The organism is Roseateles sp. GW821-FHT03B02 (genome assembly GCF_059421025.1).
In genome coordinates this window covers 1,214,945-1,241,371 of record NZ_JBWKUV010000001.1, presented here as the reverse complement: position 1 = coordinate 1,241,371, position 26,427 = coordinate 1,214,945, and the positions used below count along the sequence as shown (strand labels likewise).

21 protein-coding genes are annotated in these 26,427 nt (G+C 70.9%); 12 read left to right on the top strand and 9 right to left on the bottom strand.

The genetic code is table 11. From position 1 onward, the window contains the following. Positions 1–3: 3 nt before the first annotated feature. The 3 genes from AC07VX_RS05520 to AC07VX_RS05510 form a co-directional block, all read right to left on the bottom strand. A complete protein-coding gene (locus AC07VX_RS05520; protein ID WP_493162674.1) occupies positions 4–1,194 on the bottom strand; it encodes a tetratricopeptide repeat protein in 1,191 nt (396 codons plus the stop codon). An 8-nt stretch (positions 1,195–1,202) separates the two neighbouring features. Further along, positions 1,203–1,883, bottom strand: a complete 681-nt coding sequence (locus AC07VX_RS05515; protein ID WP_493183869.1) for a hypothetical protein — start codon at positions 1,881–1,883, stop codon at positions 1,203–1,205. A 78-nt stretch (positions 1,884–1,961) separates the two neighbouring features. Then, on the bottom strand, positions 1,962–3,590 hold the full coding sequence (locus AC07VX_RS05510; protein WP_493162676.1) for a peptide chain release factor 3: 1,629 nt from the start codon (positions 3,588–3,590) through the stop codon (positions 1,962–1,964). A gap of 64 nt (positions 3,591–3,654) precedes the next feature. On the opposite strand from AC07VX_RS05510, the gene AC07VX_RS05505 reads away from it, so the two are divergent. Beyond that, complete coding sequence (locus AC07VX_RS05505) at positions 3,655–4,683, top strand: fatty acid desaturase family protein (RefSeq protein ID WP_493162677.1); 1,029 nt, start codon at positions 3,655–3,657, stop codon at positions 4,681–4,683. Here AC07VX_RS05505 and AC07VX_RS05500 read toward each other — a convergent pair. Both AC07VX_RS05500 and AC07VX_RS05495 read right to left on the bottom strand, forming a co-directional pair. Next, the gene (locus AC07VX_RS05500) at positions 4,658–5,263 is read right to left on the bottom strand and encodes a type 1 glutamine amidotransferase family protein (RefSeq protein WP_493162678.1); all 606 of its coding nucleotides are present in this window, start codon (positions 5,261–5,263) and stop codon (positions 4,658–4,660) included. The two genes, AC07VX_RS05505 and AC07VX_RS05500, sit on opposite strands and share 26 nt — an antisense overlap. Beyond that, complete coding sequence (locus tag AC07VX_RS05495) at positions 5,263–5,757, bottom strand: Dps family protein (protein ID WP_493162679.1); 495 nt, start codon at positions 5,755–5,757, stop codon at positions 5,263–5,265. The genes AC07VX_RS05500 and AC07VX_RS05495 overlap by 1 nt, the downstream gene beginning before the upstream one ends. A 158-nt stretch (positions 5,758–5,915) precedes the next feature. On the opposite strand from AC07VX_RS05495, the gene AC07VX_RS05490 reads away from it, so the two are divergent. Beyond that, the gene (locus AC07VX_RS05490) at positions 5,916–7,733 is read left to right on the top strand and encodes a methyl-accepting chemotaxis protein (protein ID WP_493162680.1); all 1,818 of its coding nucleotides are present in this window, start codon (positions 5,916–5,918) and stop codon (positions 7,731–7,733) included. Positions 7,734–7,751: 18 nt separating this feature from the next. Here AC07VX_RS05490 and katG read toward each other — a convergent pair whose 3' ends face one another. Together katG and AC07VX_RS05480 are read right to left on the bottom strand one after the other, a co-directional pair. Continuing rightward, positions 7,752–9,908: a catalase/peroxidase HPI gene (gene katG, locus AC07VX_RS05485; RefSeq protein WP_493162681.1), complete on the bottom strand. Its 2,157-nt coding sequence runs from the start codon at positions 9,906–9,908 to the stop codon at positions 7,752–7,754. A gap of 168 nt (positions 9,909–10,076) precedes the next feature. Continuing rightward, positions 10,077–11,078, bottom strand: a complete 1,002-nt coding sequence (locus AC07VX_RS05480) for a hydrogen peroxide-inducible genes activator (RefSeq protein WP_493162682.1) — start codon at positions 11,076–11,078, stop codon at positions 10,077–10,079. Positions 11,079–11,140: 62 nt separating this feature from the next. Between AC07VX_RS05480 and panB the strand changes: the two genes are divergently transcribed. Both panB and panC read left to right on the top strand, forming a co-directional pair. Beyond that, positions 11,141–11,950 carry a 3-methyl-2-oxobutanoate hydroxymethyltransferase gene (panB, locus tag AC07VX_RS05475; protein WP_493162683.1) on the top strand — a complete coding sequence of 270 codons (810 nt, stop codon included), beginning with the start codon at positions 11,141–11,143 and terminating at the stop codon, positions 11,948–11,950. Position 11,951: 1 nt separating this feature from the next. Next, the gene (gene panC, locus AC07VX_RS05470) at positions 11,952–12,788 is read left to right on the top strand and encodes a pantoate--beta-alanine ligase (RefSeq protein WP_493162684.1); all 837 of its coding nucleotides are present in this window, start codon (positions 11,952–11,954) and stop codon (positions 12,786–12,788) included. Here the strand turns inward: panC and AC07VX_RS05465 are convergent. Then, positions 12,781–13,260 (bottom strand): FKBP-type peptidyl-prolyl cis-trans isomerase, encoded by a 480-nt coding sequence (locus AC07VX_RS05465; RefSeq protein ID WP_493162685.1) that lies wholly within the window; start codon positions 13,258–13,260, stop codon positions 12,781–12,783. The genes panC and AC07VX_RS05465 overlap by 8 nt on opposite strands. 147 nt (positions 13,261–13,407) lie before the next feature. Here AC07VX_RS05465 and AC07VX_RS05460 point away from each other — a divergent pair, with 147 nt between their 5' ends. The 8 genes from AC07VX_RS05460 (at position 13,408) to AC07VX_RS05425 (ending at position 24,283) form a co-directional block, all read left to right on the top strand. Further along, complete coding sequence (locus AC07VX_RS05460; protein WP_493162686.1) at positions 13,408–14,133, top strand: peptidylprolyl isomerase; 726 nt, start codon at positions 13,408–13,410, stop codon at positions 14,131–14,133. Between the two features lie 123 nt (positions 14,134–14,256). Continuing rightward, positions 14,257–15,156: an alpha/beta fold hydrolase gene (locus tag AC07VX_RS05455; RefSeq protein ID WP_493162687.1), complete on the top strand. Its 900-nt coding sequence runs from the start codon at positions 14,257–14,259 to the stop codon at positions 15,154–15,156. A gap of 28 nt (positions 15,157–15,184) precedes the next feature. Beyond that, positions 15,185–16,324, top strand: coding sequence for a 6-phosphofructokinase (locus AC07VX_RS05450; RefSeq protein WP_493162688.1), 1,140 nt, complete (start codon positions 15,185–15,187; stop codon positions 16,322–16,324). Between the two features lie 92 nt (positions 16,325–16,416). After that, entirely contained in the window at positions 16,417–16,605 is a 189-nt protein-coding gene (locus AC07VX_RS05445; protein WP_493162689.1) for a hypothetical protein, read from the top strand. Positions 16,606–16,761: 156 nt separating this feature from the next. Next, entirely contained in the window at positions 16,762–19,851 is a 3,090-nt protein-coding gene (locus tag AC07VX_RS05440) for a hypothetical protein (RefSeq protein WP_493162690.1), read from the top strand. Beyond that, complete coding sequence (locus tag AC07VX_RS05435) at positions 19,844–20,929, top strand: CHAT domain-containing protein (RefSeq protein WP_493162691.1); 1,086 nt, start codon at positions 19,844–19,846, stop codon at positions 20,927–20,929. The genes AC07VX_RS05440 and AC07VX_RS05435 overlap by 8 nt, the downstream gene beginning before the upstream one ends. 16 nt (positions 20,930–20,945) lie before the next feature. Further along, the gene (locus AC07VX_RS05430) at positions 20,946–22,316 is read left to right on the top strand and encodes an esterase/lipase family protein (protein ID WP_493162692.1); all 1,371 of its coding nucleotides are present in this window, start codon (positions 20,946–20,948) and stop codon (positions 22,314–22,316) included. Continuing rightward, complete coding sequence (locus AC07VX_RS05425) at positions 22,316–24,283, top strand: CHAT domain-containing protein (protein WP_493162693.1); 1,968 nt, start codon at positions 22,316–22,318, stop codon at positions 24,281–24,283. The genes AC07VX_RS05430 and AC07VX_RS05425 overlap by 1 nt, the downstream gene beginning before the upstream one ends. Here AC07VX_RS05425 and recG read toward each other — a convergent pair whose 3' ends face one another. Next, complete coding sequence (gene recG / locus AC07VX_RS05420) at positions 24,284–26,356, bottom strand: ATP-dependent DNA helicase RecG (protein ID WP_493183868.1); 2,073 nt, start codon at positions 26,354–26,356, stop codon at positions 24,284–24,286. Between the last annotated feature and the right edge of the window lie 71 nt (positions 26,357–26,427).

Genomic DNA, 26,427 nt, shown 5'->3' with positions numbered 1-26,427 from the left:
CGGTCAGCCGCGCCGCATCACCATCAGCCAGCCCTCGACGCCCGCGTCGCTTTCCTTGCGGATGACGCAGTGTTGCGCGGATTCGGCGGCGAAGCCCTGGGCGTCAGCCAGCCGCTGCAGATAGGCCTGCGAATGCGCGTAGCGGCGCGTGGGACCGAGGCGGAAATCCTCGCTCTCGCCGTCGCCGCAGGCCTCGACCGAGAAGGCGAACAGGCCGCCCGGCCGCAGCGCCGCGAAGGCGGCGGCGAAGACGGCGCCCAGGTCGCCGATGTAGACGAAGACGTCGGCGGCGACGGCGATGTCGAAACGCTGCGGGCGCTCGCCCAGCACCCCGGCGACGTCGCCCTGCACGAGCTCGTCGTAGAGGCCCAGCTCGCGCGCCTTGGCCAGCATCAGGCCCGAGAGGTCCACGCCGACGAGGTGGCGGGCGAGCGGGCGCAGCAGCGGGCCGCACAGGCCGGTGCCGCAGCCGAGGTCGATGACGTCGGCGCCGCCGGGCGGGCGGGCGAGCAGCAACTCGGCATGCAGCAGCTCGGGCGTGCGATAGCCCAGTCGTTCGACGAGGTGCTGGTCGAAGTTGTGCGCGTACATGTCGAACAAGGCCTCGACGTACTCAGCCGGCGCCGTCGTCGGCGCGCTGCCCACGCCCAGCGAGGCCAGCGCGTAGCGGACCTGATCGGCGTCCTTGCCCAGCGCCAGCGCCTGCTGGAAGGCCTCGACGGCCTGGCTGCGGCGGTGCAGCGTCAGCAGGCATTCGGCGCGGCCGATCAGCGCGTCGGCGTAGTCGGGCTGCAGGGCCAGGGCGGCGTCGAAGCTGGCCAGGGCTTGCACGGGTTGCTCCAGCGCGCGCAGGCTGGTGCCGCGGTTGCGCAAGGCCTTGGCGTCCCCGGGGCGCTGGGCCAGCGCGCGCTCGAAGGCCTGCACGGCTTCCTGGTGACGGCCCAGGCTGCCCAGCGTGTTGCCGAGGTTGTTGAGGGCCGGCGCGCTGTCGGGGCGCTGAGCCAGCGCCCGGGTCAGCAGCGTGTGGGCTTCGTCGAAGCGGCTGGTCTGGCCGCAGAGCACACCCAGCAGGTGCAGGGCGTCGAAATGGGTGGGCGCCGTGCGCAGCACGCGGCGGTAGAGCGGCTCGGCCTCGGCCAGGCGGCCCTGCTGGTGCAGGGCCAGGCCCTGGTCGAAGTCGGTGGGTCTGGCCATGGTGTCGCTCAGTCGTCCCACAGGCTGCTGACGAGGTTCAGGCCCACGCTGAGCAGGTCCACGGCGAAGGCGGCGTCCAGCAGGTGCGCACCGCCGGGCCGCACCGGCTGGCGCGCTTCACGCGAGCGGTCCCGCGCCATGGCGACCAGGGCGTCCGCGATATCGACGCGCGGGCGTGCCGCGCTCGCCCGGGCATGGGCTTCCAGGGCCTTCTCGACGGCTTGCGGGTCCAGCAGCGACAGCGCCGAGCGGCAGTGCGAGCAGGCGTCCTCGCGGCGCAGGTCCACCGGCGCACCGCAGCTGCTGCAGTGGATGACAGCCACCTTGGCCGCGATGTCGGCGATTTCGGGGCGGGTCAGCTGGCGCACGAAGCCCTTCTCTATCATGAAGGACGCGAAGCTGCTGAAGCGGCCGTGCTGCTGGGGGCAGCGGTGGGTGATGAAGCGGCCACTGCGCACGAGATCGAAGCCCTGCACGAGGCCGCTGCGGCATTGCGGGCAGCCCAGCCACTGGGCCAGCGGCAGCCGCGGCGTGTCCTGGTGGCCGTGCATCTCCTTGAACACCGTCGCGATGGCCGCGGGCGCGAGCTTGATGTTCTCCAGGTGGTCGAACCAGATGCCGTGGCACGCGAAGCAGAAGTCGATCTCGACCTGGCTGCCGTAGTTGCCGGGCAGGACGCGCGCCTGCATGGGCTGGCGGCAAGACGGGCAGGGGTGGGCGACGGAAGGCGGCATCGCCGGATGTTAGAGGCGCGTCCGCGCCGCCGTTCAGCCGTCCAGCCGCTGCTGGAACACCAGGCCCGCGTGCTCGCGCAGCGCGTGGAACTTGATCTTGGGCCAGTTGGCCTCGATGGCGCGCAGCTCGGGGGCGTACTCGACCAGCACGGTGGGCGCATCGACCGCGTCGTAGGCCATGCGGTGGTCGTTGGCGTCGATGAAGCGCTTCAGCTCGGCCGGGTCGTCGCAGGTCACCCAGCGGGCCACCTGGAAGCGGCTGGGCATGATGCGCGCCTTGCAGCCGTACTCGTGCTCCAGCCGGTGCGCGACCACTTCGAACTGCAGCTGGCCGACGGCGCCCAGGAGCAGCACCGTGCCGGCCACGGGGCGGAAGACCTGGATGGCGCCCTCCTCGCCCAGCTGCTGCAGGCCGGCCTTGAGCTGCTTGGTCTTGAGCGGGTCGGCCACTTCCACCGAGCGGAACATTTCCGGCGCGAAGAAGGGCAGGCCCGTGTACTGCAGCGCCTCGCCCTCGGTGATGGTGTCGCCCAGCTGCAGCACGCCGTGGTTGGGGATGCCGATGATGTCGCCGGCAAAGGCCTCGTCCAGCAGCTCGCGCTTCTGGCTCATGAAAGTCACGACGCTGTTGGGGCGCAGCGTCTTGCCCGAGCGCACGACCTTCAGGTTCATGCCGCGCTCGAAGCGGCCCGAGGCCACGCGCACGAAGGCGATGCGGTCGCGGTGGGCCGGGTCCATGTTGGCCTGGATCTTGAACACCACGCCGGTGAACTTGGGCTCCTCGGGCTTGACGGTGCGCTGCATGGCTTCGCGCACGTCCGGCGGCGGCGCCAGCTCGACGAGGGCGTCCAGCACCTCCTGCACGCCGAAGTTGTTGACCGCCGAGCCGAAGAACATGGGCGTCTGCCGGCCGCTCAGGAAGTCGTCATGGCTGAACTCGGGGGCGGCTTCGCGCACCAGCTCGATCTCGCCCTTGGCGTTGTCGTACTGCATGCCGAAGCGTTCCGCATACGCGGGGTTGTCCAGGCCTTCGAGCACCTCCTCGGTACCGGCCACGCGGTCCTCGCCGGGCGCGAACACGCGCATGCGCTGCTGGCGCAGGTCCATGACGCCGTGGAACTGCTTGCCCATGCCGACTGGCCAGGTGAAGGGCACGACGGTCATGCCGAGTTCCTGCTCGATCTCGTCCATCAACGCGAGCGGGTCCTTCACCTCGCGGTCCATCTTGTTGACGAAGGTCAGGATGGGCGTGTTGCGGGCGCGGCAGACTTGCAGCAGACGGCGCGTCTGCGGTTCGACGCCGTTGGCCGCGTCGATGACCATCAGCGCCGCGTCCACGGCGGTCAGCACGCGGTAGGTGTCTTCCGAGAAGTCCTGGTGGCCCGGGGTGTCCAGCAGGTTGATGACGCAATCGCGGTACTCCATCTGCATGACCGACGAGGCCACCGAGATGCCGCGCTGCTTCTCGATCTCCATCCAGTCCGACGTGGCGTGCCGCGAGGCCTTGCGCGCCTTCACCGAGCCGGCGATCTGGATCGCGCCCGAGAACAGCAGCAGCTTCTCCGTCAGCGTGGTCTTGCCGGCGTCGGGGTGGCTGATGATGGCGAAGGTGCGGCGGCGGCGGACTTCCGTCTCGATGCGGCTGGCGATGGGTTCGGACATGAAAGAGCTGGAGCAGGGGCTAGCCCTGGATTATCGTTGGCGGGCTTTGCGAGACGAGGATGCAATGGACAAGCAGGTGGACATGAAGCGGGTGCAGGAGCTGGTGGCCGACCTGCGTGAGCCCAATCAGGCGCATTACTTCGCCGATCTGCTGCTGTGTGCCGGCCTGGGCTGGCCGGCTTTCGCCGTCGCCGTGCTGCCAGGCCCGGTGGCGCTGCGCGTGGCGGCCTTCGTCGCGGCGGTGCTGCTGCTCTACCGCACGCTGGGTTTCATCCACGAGATCTTCCATCAGCAGGGCATGAAGGCCTTCCGCCATGCCTGGCATGCGGTCTCCGGCATCCCGCTGCTCATCCCCTTCCTGCTCTACCTGCCCATCCACCAGGGGCACCACAACAAGCTGACCTACGGCACGCCGGAGGACGGCGAATACGACCAGTTCCATGGCCGCGCCGGTGCGGCCAGCGCCAAGCTGTTCGCGCTGAACCTCGCGCTGCCGCTGGCACTGTGGGTGCGTTTCGCCATCCTGACGCCGCTGGCCACCGTGCTGCCGCCCATCCGCGAGAAGATGATTCCGGAGTTCGTGCACATGGCCCTGCGCATGCCTTTCCATGCGCCGGCCATCAAGGAGAGTGCGCGCGCCGAAGCGATGGCAGTCGAGTGGTGGTGCTGCGCCTGGGCCTGGCTGCTGGCCGCTGTCGGTGTGCTGGCCGGCTGGCAATGGGTGGTGGCCTGGGCCCTGCTGGTCATCGCCATCGCGACGCTGAACACCATCCGCGCGCTGGGTGGCACGCATCTCTACGTCGAGGAAGCCCAGGGCCGCGATGCGCGTGGCCAGCTGCTGGATTCGCTGAACGTCGATTCCAACGGGCTCATCACGCTGCTGCTCTGCCCCGTGGGCCTGCGCTTCCATGCGCTGCACCATGTGGCGCCCTATCTGCCCTATCACGCGCTGCCGAAGGCGCACCGCCGGTTGATGGAGCAACTGCCCGCCGGCTCGGAGTACCACCAGGTGACGGTGGGCTCCATCGCTGAGGGCATCGCCCGGCTGCGCCGGGCGACGAGCGCCGTCAGGCCGGCGGCAGGAAAGGCTTGACGACGCCCAGCAGCCGCTCGACGTAGGCGTCCTTCTCGCCCACCGGCGCCGCGTAGTGCAGCGCGCTGCGCGCCGCGTCCAGCCCGGCGCGGGTGGCCATGACCCAGGCGGCCAGGTACTGCGAGGCCAGGCAGCCGCCGGCCGTGGCGATGGGGCCGCGAGCGTGGAAGGGCTCTTCGACGACGCGCACGCCGGCTTCCACGACCCAGGGCTTGGTCGTCGAGTCGGTGCAGGCGGGCATGTCGGCCAGCAACCCGAGGCGAGCCATCAGCAGCGTGCCGGAGCACTGGCCGCCGATGAGCTGGCGCAGCGGGTCCAGCTGCAGCCGGTCCAACAGGGCGCTGTCGTTGGCGATGGTGCGGGTGTGGATGCCGCTGCCGAACAGCACGACGTCGGCCTCGTTGGCGAACTCCAGCGGCTGCTGGGCGTTGATGGTGACGCCGTTCATCGACGTCACCTGCGCGCTCGGGCTGGTGATGGCGGCCGACCAACCCTGGGCGTAGAGCCGGTTGATCAGGCCCAGCGCGATGAAGCTGTCCAGCTCGTTGAAGCCGTCGAAGGTGAGGACGGCGACCTTCATCACTCTTCGAGCAGGCTGCGCAGCATCCAGGCGGTCTGCTCGTGCACCGTCAGGCGCTGGGTCAGCAGGTCGGCGCTGGGCTCGTCGCCGGCCTTGTCGAGCAGCGGGAAGAGGGCGCGTGCCGTGCGGGCCAGGGCCTCGTGGCCCTGCATCAGCAGCTCGACCATCTTCATGGCCTTGGGCGGCGTGGCCGGCGCGTCGGGCAGGCCGCTGAGCTTGGCGAACTGGGCATAGCTGCCGGGCGCGGCATGGCCCAGGGAACGGATGCGTTCGGCGATGGGGTCCACCGCGTTCCACAGCTCGGTGTACTGGGCCATGAACATCGCGTGCAGGCTGTTGAACATCGGCCCGGTGACGTTCCAGTGGAAGTTGTGCGTCGTCAGGTACAGCGTGTAGGTCTCGGCCAGCAGCCTGGACAGGCCGGCGGCGATCGCGGCGCGGTCCTTCTCGCTGATGCCGATGCTGGGGGCGGGGGCGGTGGATTTCTTGGCCATGGCAGCTCCGTGAACGTGACCGGCTGAGCCTAACGGATTCGCGCGGCGCCGGTGGGCGCGGGGGTGGATGGACGACGCGCGGGGCGGTCGATAGAGTCGGCCCAAGGGTGGGCAGCGGCGCCGCAAAAAACCTGGCAGCCGGCTTCTGGAGGGATGCCATGCTTGCGAAGTTCAAGTCCCTGCGCGCGCAGCTCGTCGCGCTCGCCGTCGTCGCGATGATGCTGGGCCTGCTGGCCCTGGCCGTGGCCAACTACCTGACGGCGCGCAGCCGGGTGCTCGGTGACCTGCAGCAGAACACGCTGGGGCTCGCCCAGGCCCAGGCCCAGGCGATCGCCGACTGGGCGGCCTCCAAGGCCGCCGTCGTGCGCTCGACGATGCCGGTGGCCACTGTGCCCGAGGGCGACGCGGTCAAGTTCCTCGTGCAGGCCCACGACTCCGGCGGCTTCGACAACAGCTACATCGCCTTCGCCGACAAGCGGATTCTGTTCAACGCGCCGCAGCAGCTCCCCGAGGGCTACGACCCCACCGGCCGGCCCTGGTATCTGCTGGCCGCCGGCGCCAGCGGGCCGGTGCTGACCTCGCCCTACAAGGACGCCGCGACGCAGCGCATGGTGGTGACCTTCGCCGTCGCGGTGAAGGAGGGCGGCAAGGCGACGGCCGTGGCTGCGGGGGACGTCTTCCTCGACAACGTCGTCAACATCGTCAAGTCCATCCGGCCGACGCCCAGCAGCTTCGCCTTCCTGACCGACAAGGACGGCAACTTCATCGCCCACCCCGACCTCAAGCGCGGGGGCACGCCGGCCAGGGACGCCGTGGCCGGCCTGTCCGCCGAGCGGTTGCGCCAGCTGGCCGCCGGCGCGAAGCTGGAGGCCGCCGACGTCGACGGTGTGGCGCATGAGCTGCTGGCCGCCGAGGTCAAGGGCACGGACTGGGTGCTGGTCATCGCGCTGAACCGGTCCGAGGCCCTCGCCGGCCTGCGCAGCCTGGCCGTCAGTTCGCTGCTGGCGGCGGCGGTCGTGCTGGTGCTGGCCGGCCTGGTCATCGGCGGCCTGGTGGCGCAGCGCCTGCGCCGGCTGGCCCAGCTCAACGAGGTGATGCAGGACATCGCCTCCGGCGACGGCGACCTGACGCGGCGCGTCAGCACCGCCGGCGAGGACGAGCTGGCCGAGATTGCCGGCAGCTTCAACACATTTGTCGAGAAGCTCAGCGGCGTGCTGCGCGAGATCCGCGACAGCAGCGAGTCGGTGCGCACGGCTTCGCAGGAAATCGCCGTCGGCAACCAGGACCTGTCCTCGCGCACCGAGCAGACAGCCAGCAGCCTGGAGCAGACCTCCAGCTCCACCGAGCAGCTGACGGACACGGTCAAGCTCAACGCCGAGCGCGCGGCCCAGGCCAATCAGCTGGTGTCGGCGGCGTCCACGGTGGCCCAGCGCGGCGGCGACGTGGTGTCGCGCGTCGTCAGCACGATGCAGGACATCAGCAGCAGTTCCAGCCGCATCGCCGACATCATCGGCGTCATCGACGGTATTGCCTTCCAGACCAACATCCTGGCGCTGAACGCCGCTGTGGAAGCCGCGCGGGCTGGCGAGCAGGGCCGTGGCTTCGCGGTGGTGGCTTCGGAGGTGCGCTCGCTGGCGCAGCGCTCGGCCGACGCGGCCAAGGAGATCAAGACGCTGATCTCGGCCTCGGTCGAGCGGGTGGAGAGCGGCGCGCGCCTCGTCAACGAGGCCGGCGAGACGATGAACGAGATCGTCGGCTCGGTCGGCCAGGTGACGGGCATCATGCAGGAGATTGCCGCGGCCAGCCGCGAGCAGAGCGGCAGCATCAGCGAGGTCAGCACGGCCATCGGCCACCTGGACGAGCTGACGCAGCAGAACGCCGCCCTCGTCGAGGAGTCTGCGGCGGCGGCCGAGGCGCTCAAGCAGCAGGCCGAGCGCCTCGCGGCCGCGGTGGGGGCCTTCCGGCTGGCCGGCTGAGGCCCCCCGGGCCCGCTTTCAGGCCAGGTCGAAGCGATCCAGGTTCATGACCTTGGTCCACGCGGCGACGAAGTCGGCGACGAACTTCGCCTGCCCGTCGGCGCTTGCGTAGACCTCGGCGTAGGCGCGCAGCACCGAGTGGGAGCCGAACACCAGGTCGGCCCGCGTGCCGCTGTACTTCACGGCGCCGGTCTTGCGGTCGCGCCCTTCGAAGATCTCGCCCGATGCGTCAGCCGCCTTCCAGGCCGTGGCCATGTCGAGCAGGTTGACGAAGAAGTCGTTGCTCAGCGTGCCGGGCCTGTCGGTGAACACGCCGTGCGGGCCGCCGTCGAAGTTGGCGCCCAGCACGCGCAGGCCCCCCACCAGCACGGTCAGCTCGGGCGCGGTCAGCGTCAGCAGCTGGGCGCGGTCGATCAGCAAGGCCTCGGTCGGCGCGCCGATGGGGCTGGGGCGGTAGTTGCGGAAGCCGTCGGCCAGCGGCTCGAGCACGGCGAAGGACTCGACGTCGGTCTGGGCCTGGGTCGCGTCGACCCGGCCCGGCGCGAACGGCACCTCGACGGCCACGCCCGCAGCCTTGGCGGCCTGCTCGATGCCGACGCTGCCGGCCAGCACGATGACGTCGGCCAGCGACAGCCTGCCGGCGATGCCCTGCAGCGTGGCCACGGCCTTGGCGACGCCGCGGTTGACCGCCCAGTCCTTCTGCGGGGCCAGTGCCAGGCGGGCGCCGTTGGCGCCGCCGCGCTTGTCGCCGCCGCGGAAGGTGGAGGCCGAGGCCCAGGCCGCCGACACCAGCTCGCTGACCGACAGGCCGGCTGCTGCGATGGCGGCCTTGGCGGCGGCGATGTCGGCCGCCGTGGGCTTGAGCGTCGCGGCGGGCAGCGGGTCCTGCCAGATCAGGTCTTCCTGGGGCACCTCGGGGCCCAGGTAGCGCGCCTTGGGGCCCATGTCGCGGTGGGTCAGCTTGAACCAGGCGCGGGCGAAGGCCTCGGCGAAGGCCTGTGGGTCTTCACGGAAGCGCTTGGAGATCTTGCCGAACTCGGGGTCGAAGCGCAGCGTCAGGTCGGTCGTCAGCATGGTGGGCTTGTGGAACAGGCCCTTCACATGCGCGTCGGGGATGACGGCCTCGGCGTCCTTGGCCACCCACTGCTTGGCGCCGGCGGGCGACTTCGTCAGCTCCCATTCGTACTTGAACAGGTGCTCGAAGAAGCCGTTGCTCCACAGTGCCGGCGTCTTGGTCCAGGTCACTTCCAGGCCGCTGGAGATGGTGTCCTTGCCGTGGCCGCTGCCGAAATCGCTGTGCCAGCCCAGGCCCTGGGCCTCGATACCGGCGCCCTCGGGCTCGGGGCCCTTGTGGTGCTCGGGCGCGGCGCCGTGGGCCTTGCCGAAGGTGTGGCCGCCGGCAATCAGCGCGACGATCTCCTCGTCGTCCATGGCCATGCGGCCGAAGGTGGCGCGGATGTCCTTGGCCGCAGCCAGGTAGTCGCCGCTGGCGTTGGGGCCTTCCGGGTTCACATAGATCAGGCCCATGTGGGTGGCGGCGAGGTTGTTGTCCAGCTCACGGTCGCCGTGGAAGCGCTTGTCGTCGGCCAGCCATTTCGTCTCGGCGCCCCAGTTCACGTCCTGGTCGGGTTCCCAGACGTCCTCGCGGCCGCCGGCGAAACCGAAGGTGCGAAAGCCCATGGATTCCAGCGCCACGTTGCCGGCCAGGATGAAGAGGTCGGCCCAGGAGATCTTCTGGCCGTACTTCTGCTTGATGGGCCACAACAGGCGGCGGCTCTTGTCGATGTTGACGTTGTCGGGCCAGGAGTTCAGCGGCGCGAAGCGCTGCTGTCCGCGCCCGCCGCCACCGCGGCCGTCCACGGTGCGATAGGTGCCGGCCGCGTGCCAGGCCATGCGCACCATCTGCGGGCCGTAGTGGCCGAAGTCGGCCGGCCACCAGTCCTGGCTGTCGGTCATCAGCTTGACGAGGTCGGCCTTCAGCGCGCGGTAGTCCAGCGACTTGAAGGCGGCGGCGTAGTCGAAGCCCTCGCCCAGCGGGTTGGACTTGGCCGAATGCTGGTTCAGCAGGTCCACGCGCAGCTGCTCGGGCCACCAGTCCCGGTTGGTCGTGCCGCCACCGGCGGCGTGGTGGAAGGGGCACTTGCCTGCGGGCTTGGCGGGGGTCGGGTCGCTCATGTCGGCTCCTGGTGTCGGGGGGAAGGCCAAAGCTTAATGACAACTATCGACCATTTGTTTCAAATAGAACTAATCTAACAATAGCCAAAATCATCATCGGACGGCGCCCGATGTTCGTGCAAGCCGAGTGTCCTGCGCGAGTTCAGGGTTAGGGGTGGGTGAGGTCGCTCAGCTCAGCCGCGTCACGCCGTCCAGCTGGCAGGCGTAGATGGCGTTGCGCAGCGCCGCGATGGCCTCGTAGCGCGTGAAGCTGCGCCGCCAGGCGAGCACGACGCGGCGCGTCGGGATGGGCTCGCTGAAAGGCACGAAGCGCAGGTGCGCAATGTCAGCTCCCACGCCCAGCGAATAGCTGGTCGGTCCCCCGAGGGCGCGCTGCCGTTCTTGGGGCGGCCGGGCGAAGGGCCGGGCCTCGCGGGGCACCGACAGCTGGGGCACGACGGTCACGCCCATGCCCGAGGCCACCATGTGCTTGATGGTCTCCAGCGACGAGCCCTCGAAGCTGCGGCGTATGCCCTCGGCATCGCTGGAGAAGCGCGCAAACTCGGGGCAGACCTCCAGTACATGGTCGCGGAAGCAATGGCCCGTGCCCAGCAGCAGCATGGTCTCGCGCTTGAGCTCCTCGGCGGAGATGTCCTCGCGCGAGGCCAGCGGGTGGGTGGCGGGCAGCGCGACGACGAAGGGTTCGTCGTACAGGGCCGCCGTGGCCAGGCCCGCGTCGGGGAAGGGCTCGGCCATGATGGCGCAGTCCAGCTCGCCGGTGCGCAGCATCTCCAGCAGCTTCACCGTGAAGTTCTCCTGCAGCATCAGCGGCATCTGCGGGTACTGCTCGATGGTGTGCTTGACGAGCTCGGGCAGCAGGTACGGGCCGATCGTGTAGATGATCCCGAGGCGCAGCGCGCCGGCCAGCGGGTCCTTGCCGCGCTTGGCGATCTCCTTGATGGCGCCGGCCTGGTCCAGCACCGACTGGGCCTGGCGCACGATCTCCTCGCCCAGCGGCGTCACGCTGACTTCGCTGCCGCCGCGCTCGAAGATCTTCAGATCGAGTTCTTCCTCCAGCTTCTTGATGGCGACCGACAGCGTCGGCTGCGACACGAAGCAGGCCTCCGCCGCGCGGCCGAAATGGCGCTCGCGGGCGACGGCGACGATGTAGCGGAGCTCGGTCAGGGTCATAGGGCCGAACGCTACACTGCGGCCGCCTCGGCAGCCCCATCGGGGTTTCTACGGAGAAGCACATGACCGCAGACCGCAAGCCCATGACCCTGCCGCGCCTGGCGCAGATGCACGCCAGCGGCGAGAAGATCGCCATGCTGACCTGCTACGACGCGGCCTTCGCCAGCCTGCTGGACGAGGCCGGCGTGGACATCCTCTTGATCGGCGACTCGCTGGGCAATGTGCTGCAGGGCCGCGGCTCCACGGCGCCGGTCAGCCTGGAGGACATGGTCTATCACACCTTCTGCGTGTCGCGCGGCCACAAGTGGGCCTGGATCATTGCCGACCTGCCCTTCGACAGCTATCACGTCAGCAAGGAAGAGGCGTGGAAGAGCGCCGCGGCGCTGGTGAAGGCCGGCGCCCACATGGTCAAGCTCGAAGGCGGCGGCTGGACGGCCGACACCGTGCGCTTCATCGCCGAACGTGGCATCCCGGTCTGCGCCCACCTCGGCTTCACGCCGCAGACGGTGAACGCGCTGGGCGGCTTCAAGGTGCAGGGCCGCGACGAGGCCGGTGCGGCGCGCATCAAGCGCGAATCGATGGAGCTGGTCGAGGCCGGTGCGGCCATGCTGCTGTACGAGATGGTGCCGGCCGCGCTGGCCGCCGAGATCACGTCCGCCTCGCCGGTGCCCGTCATCGGCATCGGCGCCGGCGTGGGCTGCTCGGGCCAGGTGCTGGTGCTGCACGACATGCTCAACATCACACCGGGCAGGAAGCCCCGCTTCGTCAAGGACTTCATGGCCGGCAAGGACTCCGTGTTGGCCGCCGTGAAGGGCTATGTGGACGAGGTGAAGGCCAAGACCTTCCCGGTCAACGAAGTGCACGGGTTCTGACATGCAGGTCATCCACACCATTCCCGAGCTGCGCGACGCCCTCGCTTCGCAGCGCCAGCGCGGCTTCGTGCCGACCATGGGGAATCTGCACGAGGGCCACCTGGCCCTCGTGACGCAGGCGCGCGAGCTGGTCGGCCCGGCGGGCGCGGTCGTCGCCAGCATCTTCGTCAACCGGTTGCAGTTCGCGCCGCACGAGGACTTCGACACCTACCCGCGCACCTTGGAGCGCGACTGCCAGCTGCTGGAGGGTGCCGGCTGCGACATCGTCTTCGCGCCCAGCGAGAAGGCCCTCTACCCCGAGCCGCAGGGCTACAAGGTGGTGCCGCCCACCGAGCTGGCCGACATCCTCGAAGGCCATTTCCGCCCTGGCTTCTTCACCGGCGTGTGCACCGTCGTGCACAAGCTCTTCAACATCGTGCAGCCGACGCTGGCCGTCTTCGGCAAGAAGGATTACCAGCAGCTGATGGTGCTGCGCCGCATGACGGCGCAGATGGCCTTGCCCATCGCCATCCATGGCGGCGAGACGCGCCGCAGCGCCGAGGGCCTGGCGCTGTCCTCGCGCAACGGCTACCTGAGCGAAGCCGAGAAGGTCGAGGCGCTGCGCCTGTCACGCACCCTCAAGGCCCTGATCGCCCGCTGGCAGGCCGGCGAGCGCGACCTGGCGGCCCTGGAGGCCGACGCGATGCAGGCCCTGCGCGATGCCGGCTGGGCGCCCGATTACCTGACGTTGCGCCGCCAGCACGACCTCGGGGCTGCCGTCGACGGCCAGCCCCTGGTGGCACTCGGCGCCGCGCGGCTGGGCACCACGCGGCTCATCGACAACATCGAACTCAGTTGACGGCGGTCAGCTCGATGTCGAACACCAGGGCGGCGTTGGGCGGGATGGCGCCGTTGCCGGCGCCCGTGCTGCCGTAGCCCAGGCTGGCCGGGATGGTGACGGTGCGCTTGCCGCCCACCTTCATGCCCGTGACGCCGGTCTCGAAGCCCGAGATGACGGCATTGGTGCCCAGCTTGAACGAGAACGTGCCGCTGTCGAACTTGGTGCCGCGGGTGTCGCCGACGCGCACGTCGTACAGGTAGCCGGCGTAGGTCACCGTGGCCGTCTTGCCGGTCTCGGCCGACGCGCCCGTGCCCACCGTGGTGTCAACGATCTTCAGCGCCGTGACGCCGGCCCAGCCATAGGCGTCGTTGCTGTTGGACGGCGTGCCCGAGCTGCTGCCGCCACCGCCACAGGCGGCGAGACCGAGACTGGCGATGAGCGCGCTGGAGGCGAGCAGAAGGGCGGAGCGGCGGGTGCTGAGCAGGGGCATGGGGGAACGACCAAAGGGTGGAACAAAGGTCCGCTCGTGGCGGGCGGCGCGGACTATAGCCAGCGCACGTAAAGGCTTGTAAGCAGAGTCAACAGCGCGCGAAGGCTGGCGTTGAGACCAGCAAGCCGTTCGCCACCGGAGAAGCCCATGCGCCTGCCCACCCGCCTTCTGAGTCTCCTTGCCGCCGTCGGCATGGCCGCCCTGCTCAGTGCCTGTGGCGGCGGCGTCGAGGTCGACATCGGTGGTGGTGGTGGCGGCGGAGGCGGTGGCGGTGGCGGCGGCGGAGGCACGCAATATCCGCGCCCCAATCCCAATCCCAACCCGCCCACGCTGTCCTGCAGCCCGGCCGGCCTGGCCGCGTCGGCGGCGAGCAAATGGGGCACGGTCTGCATGCTGACGAGCAGCGGCGAGATCGTCGTCGAGCTCTACGACAGCTATTCCCCGCAGACCGTTGCCAACTTCTACAAATACGTCGCCGCGGGCTTCTACACGAACACGCTGATCCACCGCGTCGACCGCGACTTCGTCATCCAGGGTGGCGGCTACACCAGCGGCATGGTGACGAAGACGCCGCTCTACGCCCCCATCAGGCTGGAGAGCAACAACGGCCTGTCCAACCTGCGCGGCACCCTCGCCATGGCCCGGCGCAGCGATGCCGACTCGGCCACCAGCCAGTTCTTCTTCAACGTCAACGACAACACCAGCCTGGACTACCAGAACGCCGCCAACCCGGGCTATGCCGTCTTCGGCCGCATCATCTCGGGCCTGAACACGATGGATGCCATCAACGTCGTGCCGACCTACACCTACAGCCCGACGGACATCGAGCCGCGCACCGAGGTGCTGATCTACTGGATGCAGCGCCTGAAGTAGGGCGCCGTCCACCCCGTCGGCTGGCCATTCGTCCGCCTGGCTCGCCGTTTGTCATCCGGGCGCCGCGACCCGCGGGAACGGCGGCAACATGCCCGCCATCGCAACCCTGATGGAGAGACAAGCATGTCGCGTCGCAACCGTTCCTGGATGGGCCTCTTCGGCGCCGCCGTGGCCATCGCCACCGCCCTGCACGTGAGCAACAGCCAGGCCGCGCCGGTCGAGTTCCGCGGTCTGCAGGTCGAGGTCGTCGGCAGCGGCCGTCCGGTGCTGATGATTCCGGGCCTGAACAGCGCCGCCGCCACTTGGACCGAGACCTGCGCCGCGCTGCAGCCCGCCGTGCAATGCCACATCGTGCAACTGCCCGGCTTCGCGGGCGCGCCGGCGGTGACGACGGACGACTTCCTGGGTGGCATGCGCGACCGCCTGCTGGCCTACCTGGACGACCGCAAGCTCGACAAGCCCGTCGTCATGGGCCACAGCCTGGGCGGCGTGCTGGCCCTGCAGATGGCGATCGACAAACCCGCCCGCATCGAGCGCCTCGTCATCGTCGATTCGCTGCCCTTCCTGGCCGGCCTGCGCGGCATGACGCCCGAGGCCGCCAAGGGCGCGGCCGTCGCCATGCGCCAGCAGATGCTGGGCGCCAGCAAGGAGCAGTGGGAAGCCGGCGCCCGCCAAGGAACCATGGGCATGAGCCGCAACCCGGCCAACAACGAGCGCGTCTACGGCTGGAGCCTGGCCAGCGATCGCGCCACCTCGGCCCAGGCCATGTCCGAGCTGTGGGGCGACGACCTGCGCCCGCTGCTGTCGAAGATCACCGCGCCCACCCTGGTGCTCGGCGCCTGGGCGGCCTTCGAGCCCATGGGCTCGACGCTGGAAAGCACCCGGAAGATCTTCGAGGTCCAGTACGCCGGCCTGAGCGGCGCCAAGCTGTCCATGAGCCAGCGCGGCTATCACTTCCTCATGTGGGACGACGCCGACTGGCTGGTCGGCGAGGTCAAGGGCTTCTTGGCGGCCGCCCGGTGAGGGGCCGCGGGGTGGCAGACTCGCGCCCATGGCCTCCCCGCTTCCTCCCATCCGCCGCATCGCCATCACCACCGGCGGCGGCGATGCGCCCGGGCTGAACGCCGTCATCCAGGCCGTCACGCGCGCCGCGCTGCAGCGTGGCTGGACCTGCAGCGGCATCCGCGACGGCTACGACGGCCTGCTGCGCCCCGAGCGCTACCGCCCGGGCGAGGGCTGCATCGAGCTGACGCGCGAACGCGTCGAAGGCATCGCCGCGTTGGGCGGCACGCTGCTGGGCTCCACCAACAAGGGCGACCCCTTCGCCTTCCCCACCCCGCGGGCCGACGGCAGCGTGGCGCAGGTCGACCGTTCGCAGGACCTGCTAGACGCACTGGCCCGCGAGCGCATCGACGCGCTGGTGGCCGTCGGCGGCGACGGGTCGCTCGCCATCGCCCACCGCCTGGCCCAGCGCGGGCTGCGCGTCGTCGGTGTGCCCAAGACCATCGACAACGACCTCGACGGCACGGTCATGACCTTCGGCTTCGACACCGCCGTCGGCTTCGCCAGCGAGTGCATCGACCGCCTGCACACGACGGCCGCCAGCCATCACCGCGTCATCGCCGTGGAGGTCATGGGCCGCTACGCCGGCTGGATCGCGCTGCACGCCGGCCTGGCCGGCGGCGCCCACGCCATCCTGCTGCCCGAGCTGCCCTTCGACCTGGCCCCGGTGGCAGACCTGATTGCCCGGCGCGAGGCCCAGGGCCTGGCCTACTCCATCGTCGTCGTCGCCGAGGGCGCCTACCCCCGCGACGGCGTGCGCGCGCTGTGTGCGCCTGCCGAGGCCGGCCATGCCGAGCGCCTGGGCGGCATGGGTGAGCAGGTGGCCCAGGCGCTGGCGCGGTTGACGGGCAAGGACGCGCGCTGCGTCGTGCTCGGGCATCTGCTGCGCGGCGGCAGCCCGACCGCCTTCGACCGCGTCGCGGCACTGCGCTTCGGCGCCGCCGCCGTGCGGGCGCTGGAGGCCGGCCAGAGCGGCGTCATGGTGGCGCTGGACGGCCGCGACGTGCGCCCCGTGCCGCTGGTCGAGGTGGCCGGCCGCATGAAGGCCGTGCCGCTGGACGGCGACACGCTGGCCACGGCCCGTGACCTGGGCGTCTGCCTCGGCGTGTCGGGCGCCGCTGCAGCCTGACCCTGCCGTCGTGCAGCTCGTCGCAGGCTGCGCGACACCTTGAGGCGGCTCGCCTAGGCTGCGGCCTTCTTCAACTCCGACGACGACGACCCATGACCCGCATCGCCTCCGCCGCCCTCGCCCTGGCCGCTGCCGCCCTGCTCAGCGCCTGCGTGTTCGCTTCGCCCAGCCATGTGCCGCCCGACACGAATGCGGTCGCCAAGATGAGCGAGCAGGCCCTGGCCACCTGCGGTGCCGGCAATGTGAAGGAAGTGAACGCCAAGAGCTTCACCTGCAAGTGAACGCTGCGGGCCTGCGGCCCCAGCTGCGCCCCTATTGCTGAGGAAGCCAAGCGCAGGCGGCTGTGCCATCATCGACCGGCATGAAACCCGCCTGCCTCACTGCCATCTGCGTGCCGCGCCTGTGCGTCCAGGGCCGATGGCCTCGTGCCGCGCGCCATGTCAGCCCTGCGTGACGCGCAAGCGAACTTCGCCGTCGAGTGGCAGGCCTGGACGGCGGGCCGGCACGACCGTCTCGGCGCGCTGATCAACGCCGCCAACCTGCTCGCCGAGCAGGCTCTGGCCGACGGCCAGTCGGAGATCGGCCTGCAGGCCCTCACCCAGGTCAGGCGCGCCAGCCGCGACGCGGGCTCGACCAACGCCGAGTTGTGGGCGCTGCTGAACCTCATCGCGCTGATGCTGTCCGGTGCCGACGGCGCGCCGGCCGACCTGGACGCCGCGATCACCTACGCCTTGCAGGCCTCGCAGCTCGCGGCGCGGCGCACAGGCGCCGACCCCCATGGCTTCGCCGCGCCGCCTGACGAAGCCTTCGCGCAGCAGCTGGGCTGGCTGACGGGGCATGTCTACTACCACCGCGAGGACAGCCGCCTCGCCCGCCAGCTCGCTGGCGGCTGGCTGCACTGGGCGCCGGACGATGCTGCCGCGCTGCGCTTCCTGGGCCTGAGCGCCATGACGTTGCTGCAAGACGCCGAGCTGTCGGCCGCCGAGCGCGAGGCACTGCCGCGCGAGGCGGAGCGCGCCTGGCGGGCGCTTGCCGCCGCGGACCCGCACAACGCGTCGGCCCATGCCAACCTGGCCGGCGCGCTGCTGGCGATGGACCAGGCCGAAGCGGCGCTTGCCGCCGTGAATCGGGCGATCGAACTCGCGCCCGAGGACCTGAAGTACCGCGATTTCCGCGTGAGCATCTACCGCGCCATGGATCGTCCCGGCGACGCCATCGACGACCTGGGCCGGCTCATCCTCATGCTCGAGCAGCGCGGTGCCGCGCAGGCTCCTGCCGAAGCCGGCGAATCGCAGGACATCTCCCGGCGCGCGTACCAGCGGGCGCCGCCGCTGCGCGACCAGCTCGACTTCGCGCTGTTCCAGCGGGCGATGCTTTGCGCCGGTCTGGGGCGCAGGGAGGCGGCGCTGCGCGACCTGGAGCGCGTCGAGCGCGAGAGCGACGATGCCACGGCTGCCCTGGCCTTGCTGCGCAAGGCCGAGCTGCTGGAGGCGGCCGGCGATGCCGCCGATGCGCGGGCGGCGCGCCTGGCCGCCGTCGGCCGCAATCCAGCGGATGCCCAGGCCCGCCTGGCCGCGGCAGGCGACGCGGTAAGGCTCGCGCAGGTCGGCGAAGCCATCGAGCTGGTCGCGCCGATGTCCGTGCATCCCGAGTACGCGGAGGCCGTGATGGACCTGATGCAGCGGGTGCTCGATGGCGCGCCGGACCTGCCCGCCGCGCACAGCCTGCGCGCCGTCGCGGCCGACACGGCCTTGCGCTGCAGCATCGCGCTGGACGAGTACAACTGGCTGCTGGAACGCGATCCGGACGTCGCCTTCCTGCTGTACCGCCGCGGCAAGCTCCTGCTGACGGCCAGCATCGACCCGCGCGAAGCCGCCTGGAACGACGCCCTGAGCCCGTTGCGCATCCGCGATGCGATCAACGACCTGTCACGCGCTGCCACGGCGCAACCTGCCGCGGCGGATGCGCTGCCGCTGCTGCGCTGGCTGATCGACCGGCTGGCGCCGACGCCGCTGTTCGTCGTGCCGCTGATTCATCTGGCCGAGGTGGGCGAGCCGCTCGATGCGGCATGCCCCGGGTTGCGCGACCTGCTGGTGCGCCTGGACGAAGCGGTGACCTGGGGCAACCAGCGCCAGTACTCGCGGTCGGTGCCGGCGCTGCGGCAACTCAAGGAAGACTTTCTGGCCCAGGGCTGGCCGGTGTGCGCCGGCCATTGCGACTCGTACCTGGCCGACAACCTGCTGCGCGTCTTCGAACTGCAGAGCGCGCTCGACCATCTTGAGAGCGTGCGTATGCTGCTGCAGCTGATCAACAGCCCGGCTTCCGGCGTGCTGCAGGAGCAGGCGCAGTCACAGCGCAGCGAGTCGGAGCAGCGCGGCTCGTCGGCCTTCGTCCTGGAGCAGGAATACCGGCTGCTGTATCCGCTGTTCTCGATGGAACTGATGATCAGCAGCGAGCTGATGCGCCTGGATGTACTGGGGCGGCTGGGCCGCAGGGAGGAGTTCCTGGACGTCCTGGACCGCAGCCCGGACCTGGAAGCGCAACCCAACCCCAACTACCTGCAAGGCTTCATCAACCTCGCGGCCCGGCTGCGCGACAACGGCGAGCCGGCACGGGCGCTCGAGCTCGCCGAGCGCCTGGTGCCGATGGCGCAGACACGCCACCAGGCCGCGCTGGCCAATCTTCGCGGCTCGTTGCTGCACGCGCTGGACCGCAAGGACGAGTCGATCGAGGCCTATTTGCAGGCCATGGAGTTCGCGCGCAGCGCCGATCCCTCGCGGCTGCGCGTGGTCGCCGCCAACCTTGCCCAGTTGTTGATCGAGCTCGACCGGCTGGACGAGGCGCGCGAACTCAGCATGCGCGAGCTGGCGTCGCTGGTCGGGCTGAGCGTCATCGACCGCATCGGCTGGCATGTGCTGCGGGCCCGGTTGGCGCAGGAGCAGGGCCAGCTCGACGAAGCCTGGCGGCAGGCGATGGCGGCAATCCGCCTAACCGAAGGGTTCGGCGCCACGCTGCGCGCCGCCGAGCCGCGCCGCACCTGGTATGCGCGCTTCGGCGCCGTGTTCAACCTGGCCATCGAGTTCGCCATTCTTCGCGACGACTCGATGCAGGCGCTGTCCCTCGTCGAACGCACCCGCGCCCGCGAGTCGCTGGACCGCCTGGCCAGCGACGTACCCGTCGTGCCGCCCGCCGCCGTCGCGCTCGTGCAGGCCCGCACTGCGGCGCAGGACCGGCGGCGGCTGCTGCGCCAGCTGGACGCGGAGATGCAGCGCTACGGCATCGGCTATGTCGATGCGGCGAGGCTGGCTGAGCTGCAGGTGCTCGACCCGTCGCTGGCGCTCACGCAGACCAGCGTCGGCGGGCGCCGCACCATGTCGCCCGCGCGGCTGGACGAAGCCATCTCCGACGTGAACGCCGCGATCGAGCGGCTGGACCAGCGCATGGACGCCGCCGTCCTGGCCGCGCGGACCGACGCGCTGGGCCAGGTGCTCGACGCGGCGCAGATCGGAGCACTGCTCGATGACTGATTCGCCCGCCGTCGTCCTGCTGGAGTACTACGGGCTGAACGGCAGCCTCGTCTGCTGGGCCTGGCGCGCCGGCATGGCGGCGGCGCAACCCTTTGCGCTGGATGTCACGGTGGCGGACTTGAATGAGCTTGCCGAGTCGGCGCCCTGGCTGCACCACGCGCCGGCCCCCGAGCCGCAGGCCACGTTGACGGCTCTGCTGGCACCCGCGGCCGAGATCGCGCGCGACGAGGACCTGCTCTGGATCGTGCCCTGGGGGCCCATGCACCAGCTGCCGCTGCACGCGGCCCTGCTGCACGATGGCCGCGCGCTGCTGGAACGCCATCCAGTCGTCTACTCGCCGAGTGCCTCGGTGATGGGCGTGTGCCGCTCGCGACGCCGTGGCGGCTACCGGCAGGCCATCGTGCTGGGTGACACCGCTGGCGATCTCGCCGACGCCCGCGCCGAGGCCGGTGCCGTGGCGGCCCGCTTCGGGGCGCAGGCGCTGCTGGGGCCGCTGGCCACGGTGCAGGCGCTGGACACCGCCCTCGCCGCCGCGGGCGGCACGCTCGACGTGCTGCACCTGGCCTGCCATGCCGCCTTCGATGCCGACGATCCGGAGCGCACCGGCCTGCAGCTCGCGCCCGATGACGCCGCCTCGGGCTGGCTGAGCGCCGAGGAGGTGCGCAAGCGACGCATTGCCGCCGAGCTCGTGGTGCTGAGTGCCTGCGTCAGCGGGCGCACGCAGGTGCAGTCCGGCGACGAGCCCAGCGGCCTGGTGCGCAGCTTCCTGTTCGCCGGCGCGGCCGCCGTGCTGGCCAGCCTGTGGCGCGTCGATGACCTGTCGACGCGGTTGCTCGTCGACGGCTATTACGACGCCTTGCTGCAGCCCGCGCCGCGCTGGCGCAAGGCGCAGGCGCTGCGCCAGGCCGCGCTGGCGCTGCGGCGGCGCACGCTGGGCGAATGGCAGTCGCTGCTGGGCGACGCCGATGCGGAGCGCCTGGCCGTCTTGGCCGCGGCACAAGGCATGGGCGCCGGGCAGCCGGTGTTCGATGCGCCCTACTACTGGGCGCCGTTCATGCTGGTGGGCGACTGGGGTTGAAGAGGATGCAGACGCCATGACCAAACACCCGATGACGGACGTGATCGTCGTGCTGCCCGGCATCATGGGCAGCGTGCTGAAGAAGGGGGACGAGGTCGTCTGGGGCTTCACCCCGGGCGGCATCGCGCGGGCGCTGTGGACCGGCGGCGAGGCGATCGCGCAGGGGCTGATGCTGCAGGACGACGACGACGAGCGCGAGATGCTGGACGACGGCATCCACGCGAGCCAGCTGCTGCCCGACCTCCATCTGCTGCCGGGGTTCTGGAAGATCGACGGCTACAGCCGGCTGTGCGAGCGGATCGAGTCGCGCTTTGACGTCACCTACGGCGAGAACTACTTCCACTTCCCCTACGACTGGCGGCGCAGCAACCGCAGCTCCGCGCGTCGGCTGGCGCGGCTGGCCGGCGAATGGCTGCGGCGCTGGCGCGGCGCCGGGCACCCGAATGCGCGGCTGATCCTGCTGGCGCATTCGATGGGCGGTCTTGTCGCCCGCCACTACCTGCATGTGCTCAAGGGGGCCGAGGTCACGCGCGCCCTCATCACCTTCGGCACGCCTTATCGCGGCGCACCCAAGGCGCTGGACGTGCTGGCCAACGGTCTGCGCATGGGCTCCGTCGCGCTCGGCGCGTTGACGCAGTTCGTGCGCAGCTGCACGTCGGTCTATCAGCTGCTGCCCATCTATCCCGTGCTCACCCGCAGCGACGGCCCGGCGCAGCGCGCCGGCGAGGTCCAGGGGCTGCCGCATGTCGACGCCGCGCGGGCCGCCGCCGCCCTGGCCTTCCATGCCGAGATCCGCGCCGCTGCAGAGAGCCGGCCGCGGGGCTATGCGCTGTTCCCCGTCGTCGGCATCACGCAGGCCACGCTGCAGTCGGCGCGCCTGCACGGCGGGCAGTTGGTGGCGCACCAGCATCTCGGCGGCGAGGACCTGACGGGCGACGGCACGGTGCCCCGCGTGGCGGCTTTGCCACCGGAGGACGGCAGCGGCGCCGGGGCCATGTACACGGCGGCGCTGCACGGTGCGCTGCAGAACAGCGATGCGGTGCTGGACCATGTCGAAGGCGTCATCACTGGGCTGTCGATCAACCTGGGCAAATACCTGGCCACGGATGGGCGCGCACCGCTGTCGCTGGAGATGCCGGACATGCTGTTCGGCGACGAGCCCCTGCCCCTGCGCGTGGGCGCCGACCAGCCGGGACGCCTGCTGGAGGCCCGCGTCATCGACAGCACGAGTGGTCTGCAGGTGGCCGCCGCTCGCCTGGCCGATCGCGACGACGGCGACTACGTGACCCGCTTCGCGCCGCTGCCGGCGGGGTCGTATCGCGTCGAGGTGGCGGGCGAAGGCGTGCAGCCGATTGCCGACGCCGTGGGCGTGGTGGGGCAGCGCTGATGGCGGCGGTGCACGCCCTGTCGGCGCGGCAAAGCGGCGCCGCCGCGCGCCGGCTGCTGCAGCGGCTGCCGGTGACTGCCTGGCTTGTCGTCGTGAGCGAGGGCGCCGGCGACGCAGCGAGCCAGCTCCATGCCTGGCGCGTGCACGAGCTCCTGAAACTGCTGGCCGGAGGAGATGCCTCGTTCGACGCGGCCACGCTGGCACAGGCGCTGGACCTCGGGCGGCAGCCGGCGAGCCCGGTGACGGACCGCTGGGGCCGGCCGGCCGCCGGTTTCGTGCAGGGCTCGGGCACGCGGTGCGTCGTGCTGAACGAGACCCAGCAGCCGGTCGACGTGATCGAGTGCGCCGCGCCCGCGGCGGGCCGCTTCGGCGGCACGACCCGCGAGGCGCCGATGGCGCCCTTGGCGCCGCCCGAGATCGCCCGGCCGGTGGCACCCGTGCCCGCTTCGGACGACTTCCAGGCCTCCGTGTGGCTGCAGGCCAAGGCACCGCAGTCGATGCGCCAGGGCGGCGAGGACATCGTGGAGGTCTTCATCGCGCGCCGCGGCCCCGTGTTGCCGGGCGTGCCGGGGCTGAAGACCTCGGCCAGCACCGCCAGGCCCGTGACGGTGCTGCTGAGCGTGCTGGGCGACGCGATCGAGGTGACAGGGCCGAAATTGCTGCGCCTGGCCGTCCCGCAGGGCGATCAGCCGGAACCCGGGGCCTTCGAGATCCGCGCCTTGCGTGAAGGTACGACCGAGCTGGCGGTTGTCTTCCGCCAGGATGGCCGCGAGCTGGGCCAGCTGCGCCTGTGGGTGCATGTCGGCGCGCTGGTGCTGCCGCGCGCCAGCGCCCAGGCGGCCGGCGCGCCCAGGGGCAGCGCGGCGGAGCCCCCCATGCTGTGGCTGGACGTCGAGCCTGTCACGGCCGGTGCCGAGCGGCGCTACCGCTACCGCGTGACGAGCAAGGCGCTGGACCTGGATCACGCCGAGTTCCTGTCCGCGCCGCTGCTGGACCGCGACGGCGGCGCGGCGGCGTCGGAGCTGGCTTTTGTCCAGCGCACCTACGAACGGCTGTCGAACAAGGTGCTGCGCAGCCCGCTGCAGGCCCGGACCTTCGACGCCGAGCTGCGAGCCAGCGCCGAGGATCTGTGCACCCAGCTGCTGCCCGCCGAGCTGCGCCAGCTGCTGTGGCGCGAGCGCGAGCGCGCCGGCACCATCCGCCTTATGTCCTGGGAGCCCTACGTGCCCTGGGAGCTGCTCAGGCTGCACGACCCGGGGCGCACGAGCGACGACGACCGCTACCTCGGCGAGCATGGGCTCGTGCGCTGGCTGAGCGGGCGCGGTGCGGTGCGTGAACTGGCACTCGACCACTGGAGCTACCTGGCCGCGACCTACCCGAACAACCCGGCGGACGACGTGGTCGAGGACGTCGCCTACTTCACGCAGGAGCTGCCGAAGCGCCAGATCGCGCCGACGCGCATTCCCGCCGACTTCGACGCCCTGGCCGAGGCTCTGGAGCATCCGACCTATGACGTGCTGCATCTGGCCTGCCATGGCGACGCCGAGCAGGGCCAGATCGACGAGGCGACGCTCTACATCACGGACGAGCTGGTCAAGGGGCGCGTCAGCCCCGTCGGGATTAGCGCGCGCATGCTGGGCAGCGTGGCCCGGCTGGAGGCGCGCCGGCCCCTCGTGTTCCTGAACGCCTGCGCGGCCGGGCGCATGGGCCTGAGCCTCACGGCCTGGGGGGGCTGGCCGAGGCGTCTGATCGACCGCGGCGCGGGCGCCGTCGTCGGCGCGTCGTGGCCGGTGCGTGACCGGGCGTCGAACGCGTTCGCCACGGCCTTCTACGATTCGCTGCTGGACGGCAGCACACTGGCCGCCGCATCGCTGGCGGCCCGGCAGGCTTCGATGGCCAGCGGCGACGCCAGCTGGCTGGCCTTCAAGGTGTTCGGCGACCCGCTGGCCCGCCGCGTGCAGCGCTGATCAGGCCTTCAGGTATTCCGCCTTCGTCCCCAGCCAGCGCCTCACCTGCGCGGCGGCGGCGGCGGGGTCGCGGTCCAGCAGCTCGGGGGCCAGACGGCGCGCGGCCACCAGCAGCGGTGCGTCCTCCTGCAGGTCGGCAAACCGCAGCAGCTCGGCGCCGCTCTGGCGCGAGCCCATGAACTCGCCCGGGCCGCGGATGTCCAGGTCGCGGCGCGCGATCTCGAAGCCGTCGGTCGTCTCGGCCATGGCCTTCAGGCGCGACTTGCCGGTGTCGGACAGCGGCGGGCTGTAGATCAGCACGCACACACTCGCCTTCGCCCCCCGCCCCACGCGGCCGCGCAGCTGGTGCAGCTGCGCCAGGCCGAAGCGCTCGGCATGCTCGATCACCATCAGGCTGGCGTTGGGCACGTCCACGCCCACCTCGATGACGGTGGTGGCCACCAGCACGCTCATCGCGCCGCTGGAGAACTGGGCCATGACGGCGGCCTTGTCGGCCGGCGACATGCGGCCGTGCAGCAGGCCCACGTTCGTGCCGGCCAGCGTCGCGCTCAGCTCGGCGTGCGTCTCGGTGGCGTTGCGCAGGTCCACCGCCTCGCTTTCCTCCACCAGCGGGCAGACCCAGTAGACCTGGGCGCCGTCGGCCACCGCGCCGCGGATCTTGTCGATGACGTCGTGGCGCTTGGACTCGGTGAACAGCTTGGTCACGATGGGGCTGCGGCCGGGTGGCAGCTCGTCGATGGTGGAGACGTCCAGGTCGGCGAAGTAGGTCATCGCCAGCGTGCGGGGAATCGGCGTGGCGCTCATCATCAGCAGATGAGGTTCGAGGTCCATCGCCTTGAGCTTGTTGCGCAGCGCCAGCCGCTGTGCGACGCCGAAGCGGTGCTGCTCGTCGATGATGGCCAGGCCCAGCCGGGCGAAGCGCACCTTGTCCTCGATGACAGCATGGGTGCCGATGACGAGCTGGGCCTCGCCCGAGGCGGCCGCGTCCAGCATGGCCTGGCGGGCCTTGCCCTTCACGCTGCCGGTGATCCAGGCCACCTTCAGCCCCAGCGGCTCCAGCCACTGCACCAGCTTGCGGAAATGCTGCTCAGCCAGGATCTCGGTGGGCGCCATCAGCGCGCACTGCCAACCGGCGTCGATGGCCACCGCCGCGGCCAGCGCGGCCACCACCGTCTTGCCCGAGCCCACGTCGCCCTGCAGCAGGCGGTGGGTGGGCTGGGGGCGGGCCAGGTCCTGTGCGATCTCCTCCGACACGCGCCGTTGCGCACCGGTCAGCTCGAAGGGCAGGGCGGCCAGCAGCTTCTCGTGCAGGCCGCCCGGCCGCGTGCGCAGGGCGGGGGCCACCAGCAGCGCCCGCTCGCGCTGGGCCTGCAGCTGCGACAGCTGCTGGGCCAGCAGCTCCTCGAACTTGAGGCGGTGCCAGGCCGGATGATGGTGCTCGTGCAGCGCGTCCTGCGAGGCGTCCGGCGGCGGGTGGTGCAGGTAGTTCAACGCGTCCTTCAGCGTCGGCAGCCCGCGCGGCACGACGCCGGCCGGCAGGATCTCGCGCAGGTCGGCCCGCGCCAGACCCGAGGCCACGGCCTTGCGCAGATAGGCCTGGGGCAGCTGGGCCGAGGCGGGGTAGACGGGGGTGAGGGACGTGGCCAGCGGCGTGCCGTCGTCCACCACCTTGACGACCGGGTGCACCATCTCGCGGCCGAAGAAGCCCACGCGCGCCTCGCCGCGCACGCGCAGCCGGGCTGCGGCCGACATCTGCTTCTGCTGCGACGGGTAGAAGTGCAGGAAGCGCAGCAGCAGCGTGCCCGAGTCGTCCTTCAGCCGCACCAGCAGCTGGCGGCGGCTGCGCAGCTCGACCTGGCAGTCGACGACGACGCCTTCCACTTGCGCCGGCTCGCCCTCGCGCAGCGCGGCGATGGGGGTCAGCCGCGTCTCGTCCTCGTAGCGCATCGGCAGATGCAGGGCCAGGTCGATGTCGCGCACGAGGCCGAGCTTTTCCATGGCCCTCTGGGGCGCGGATTTCGGCGCGGACGGGGGCTTGTCCAGGGGCGGCGGCGGCGCGGTCATGGCCGGCATTCTGGCGGCATGGAATAGTTGGTGGCCCCCGCGTGTTTACCGTCATGTCCCTTCAACTCTTTCGGGCTCCG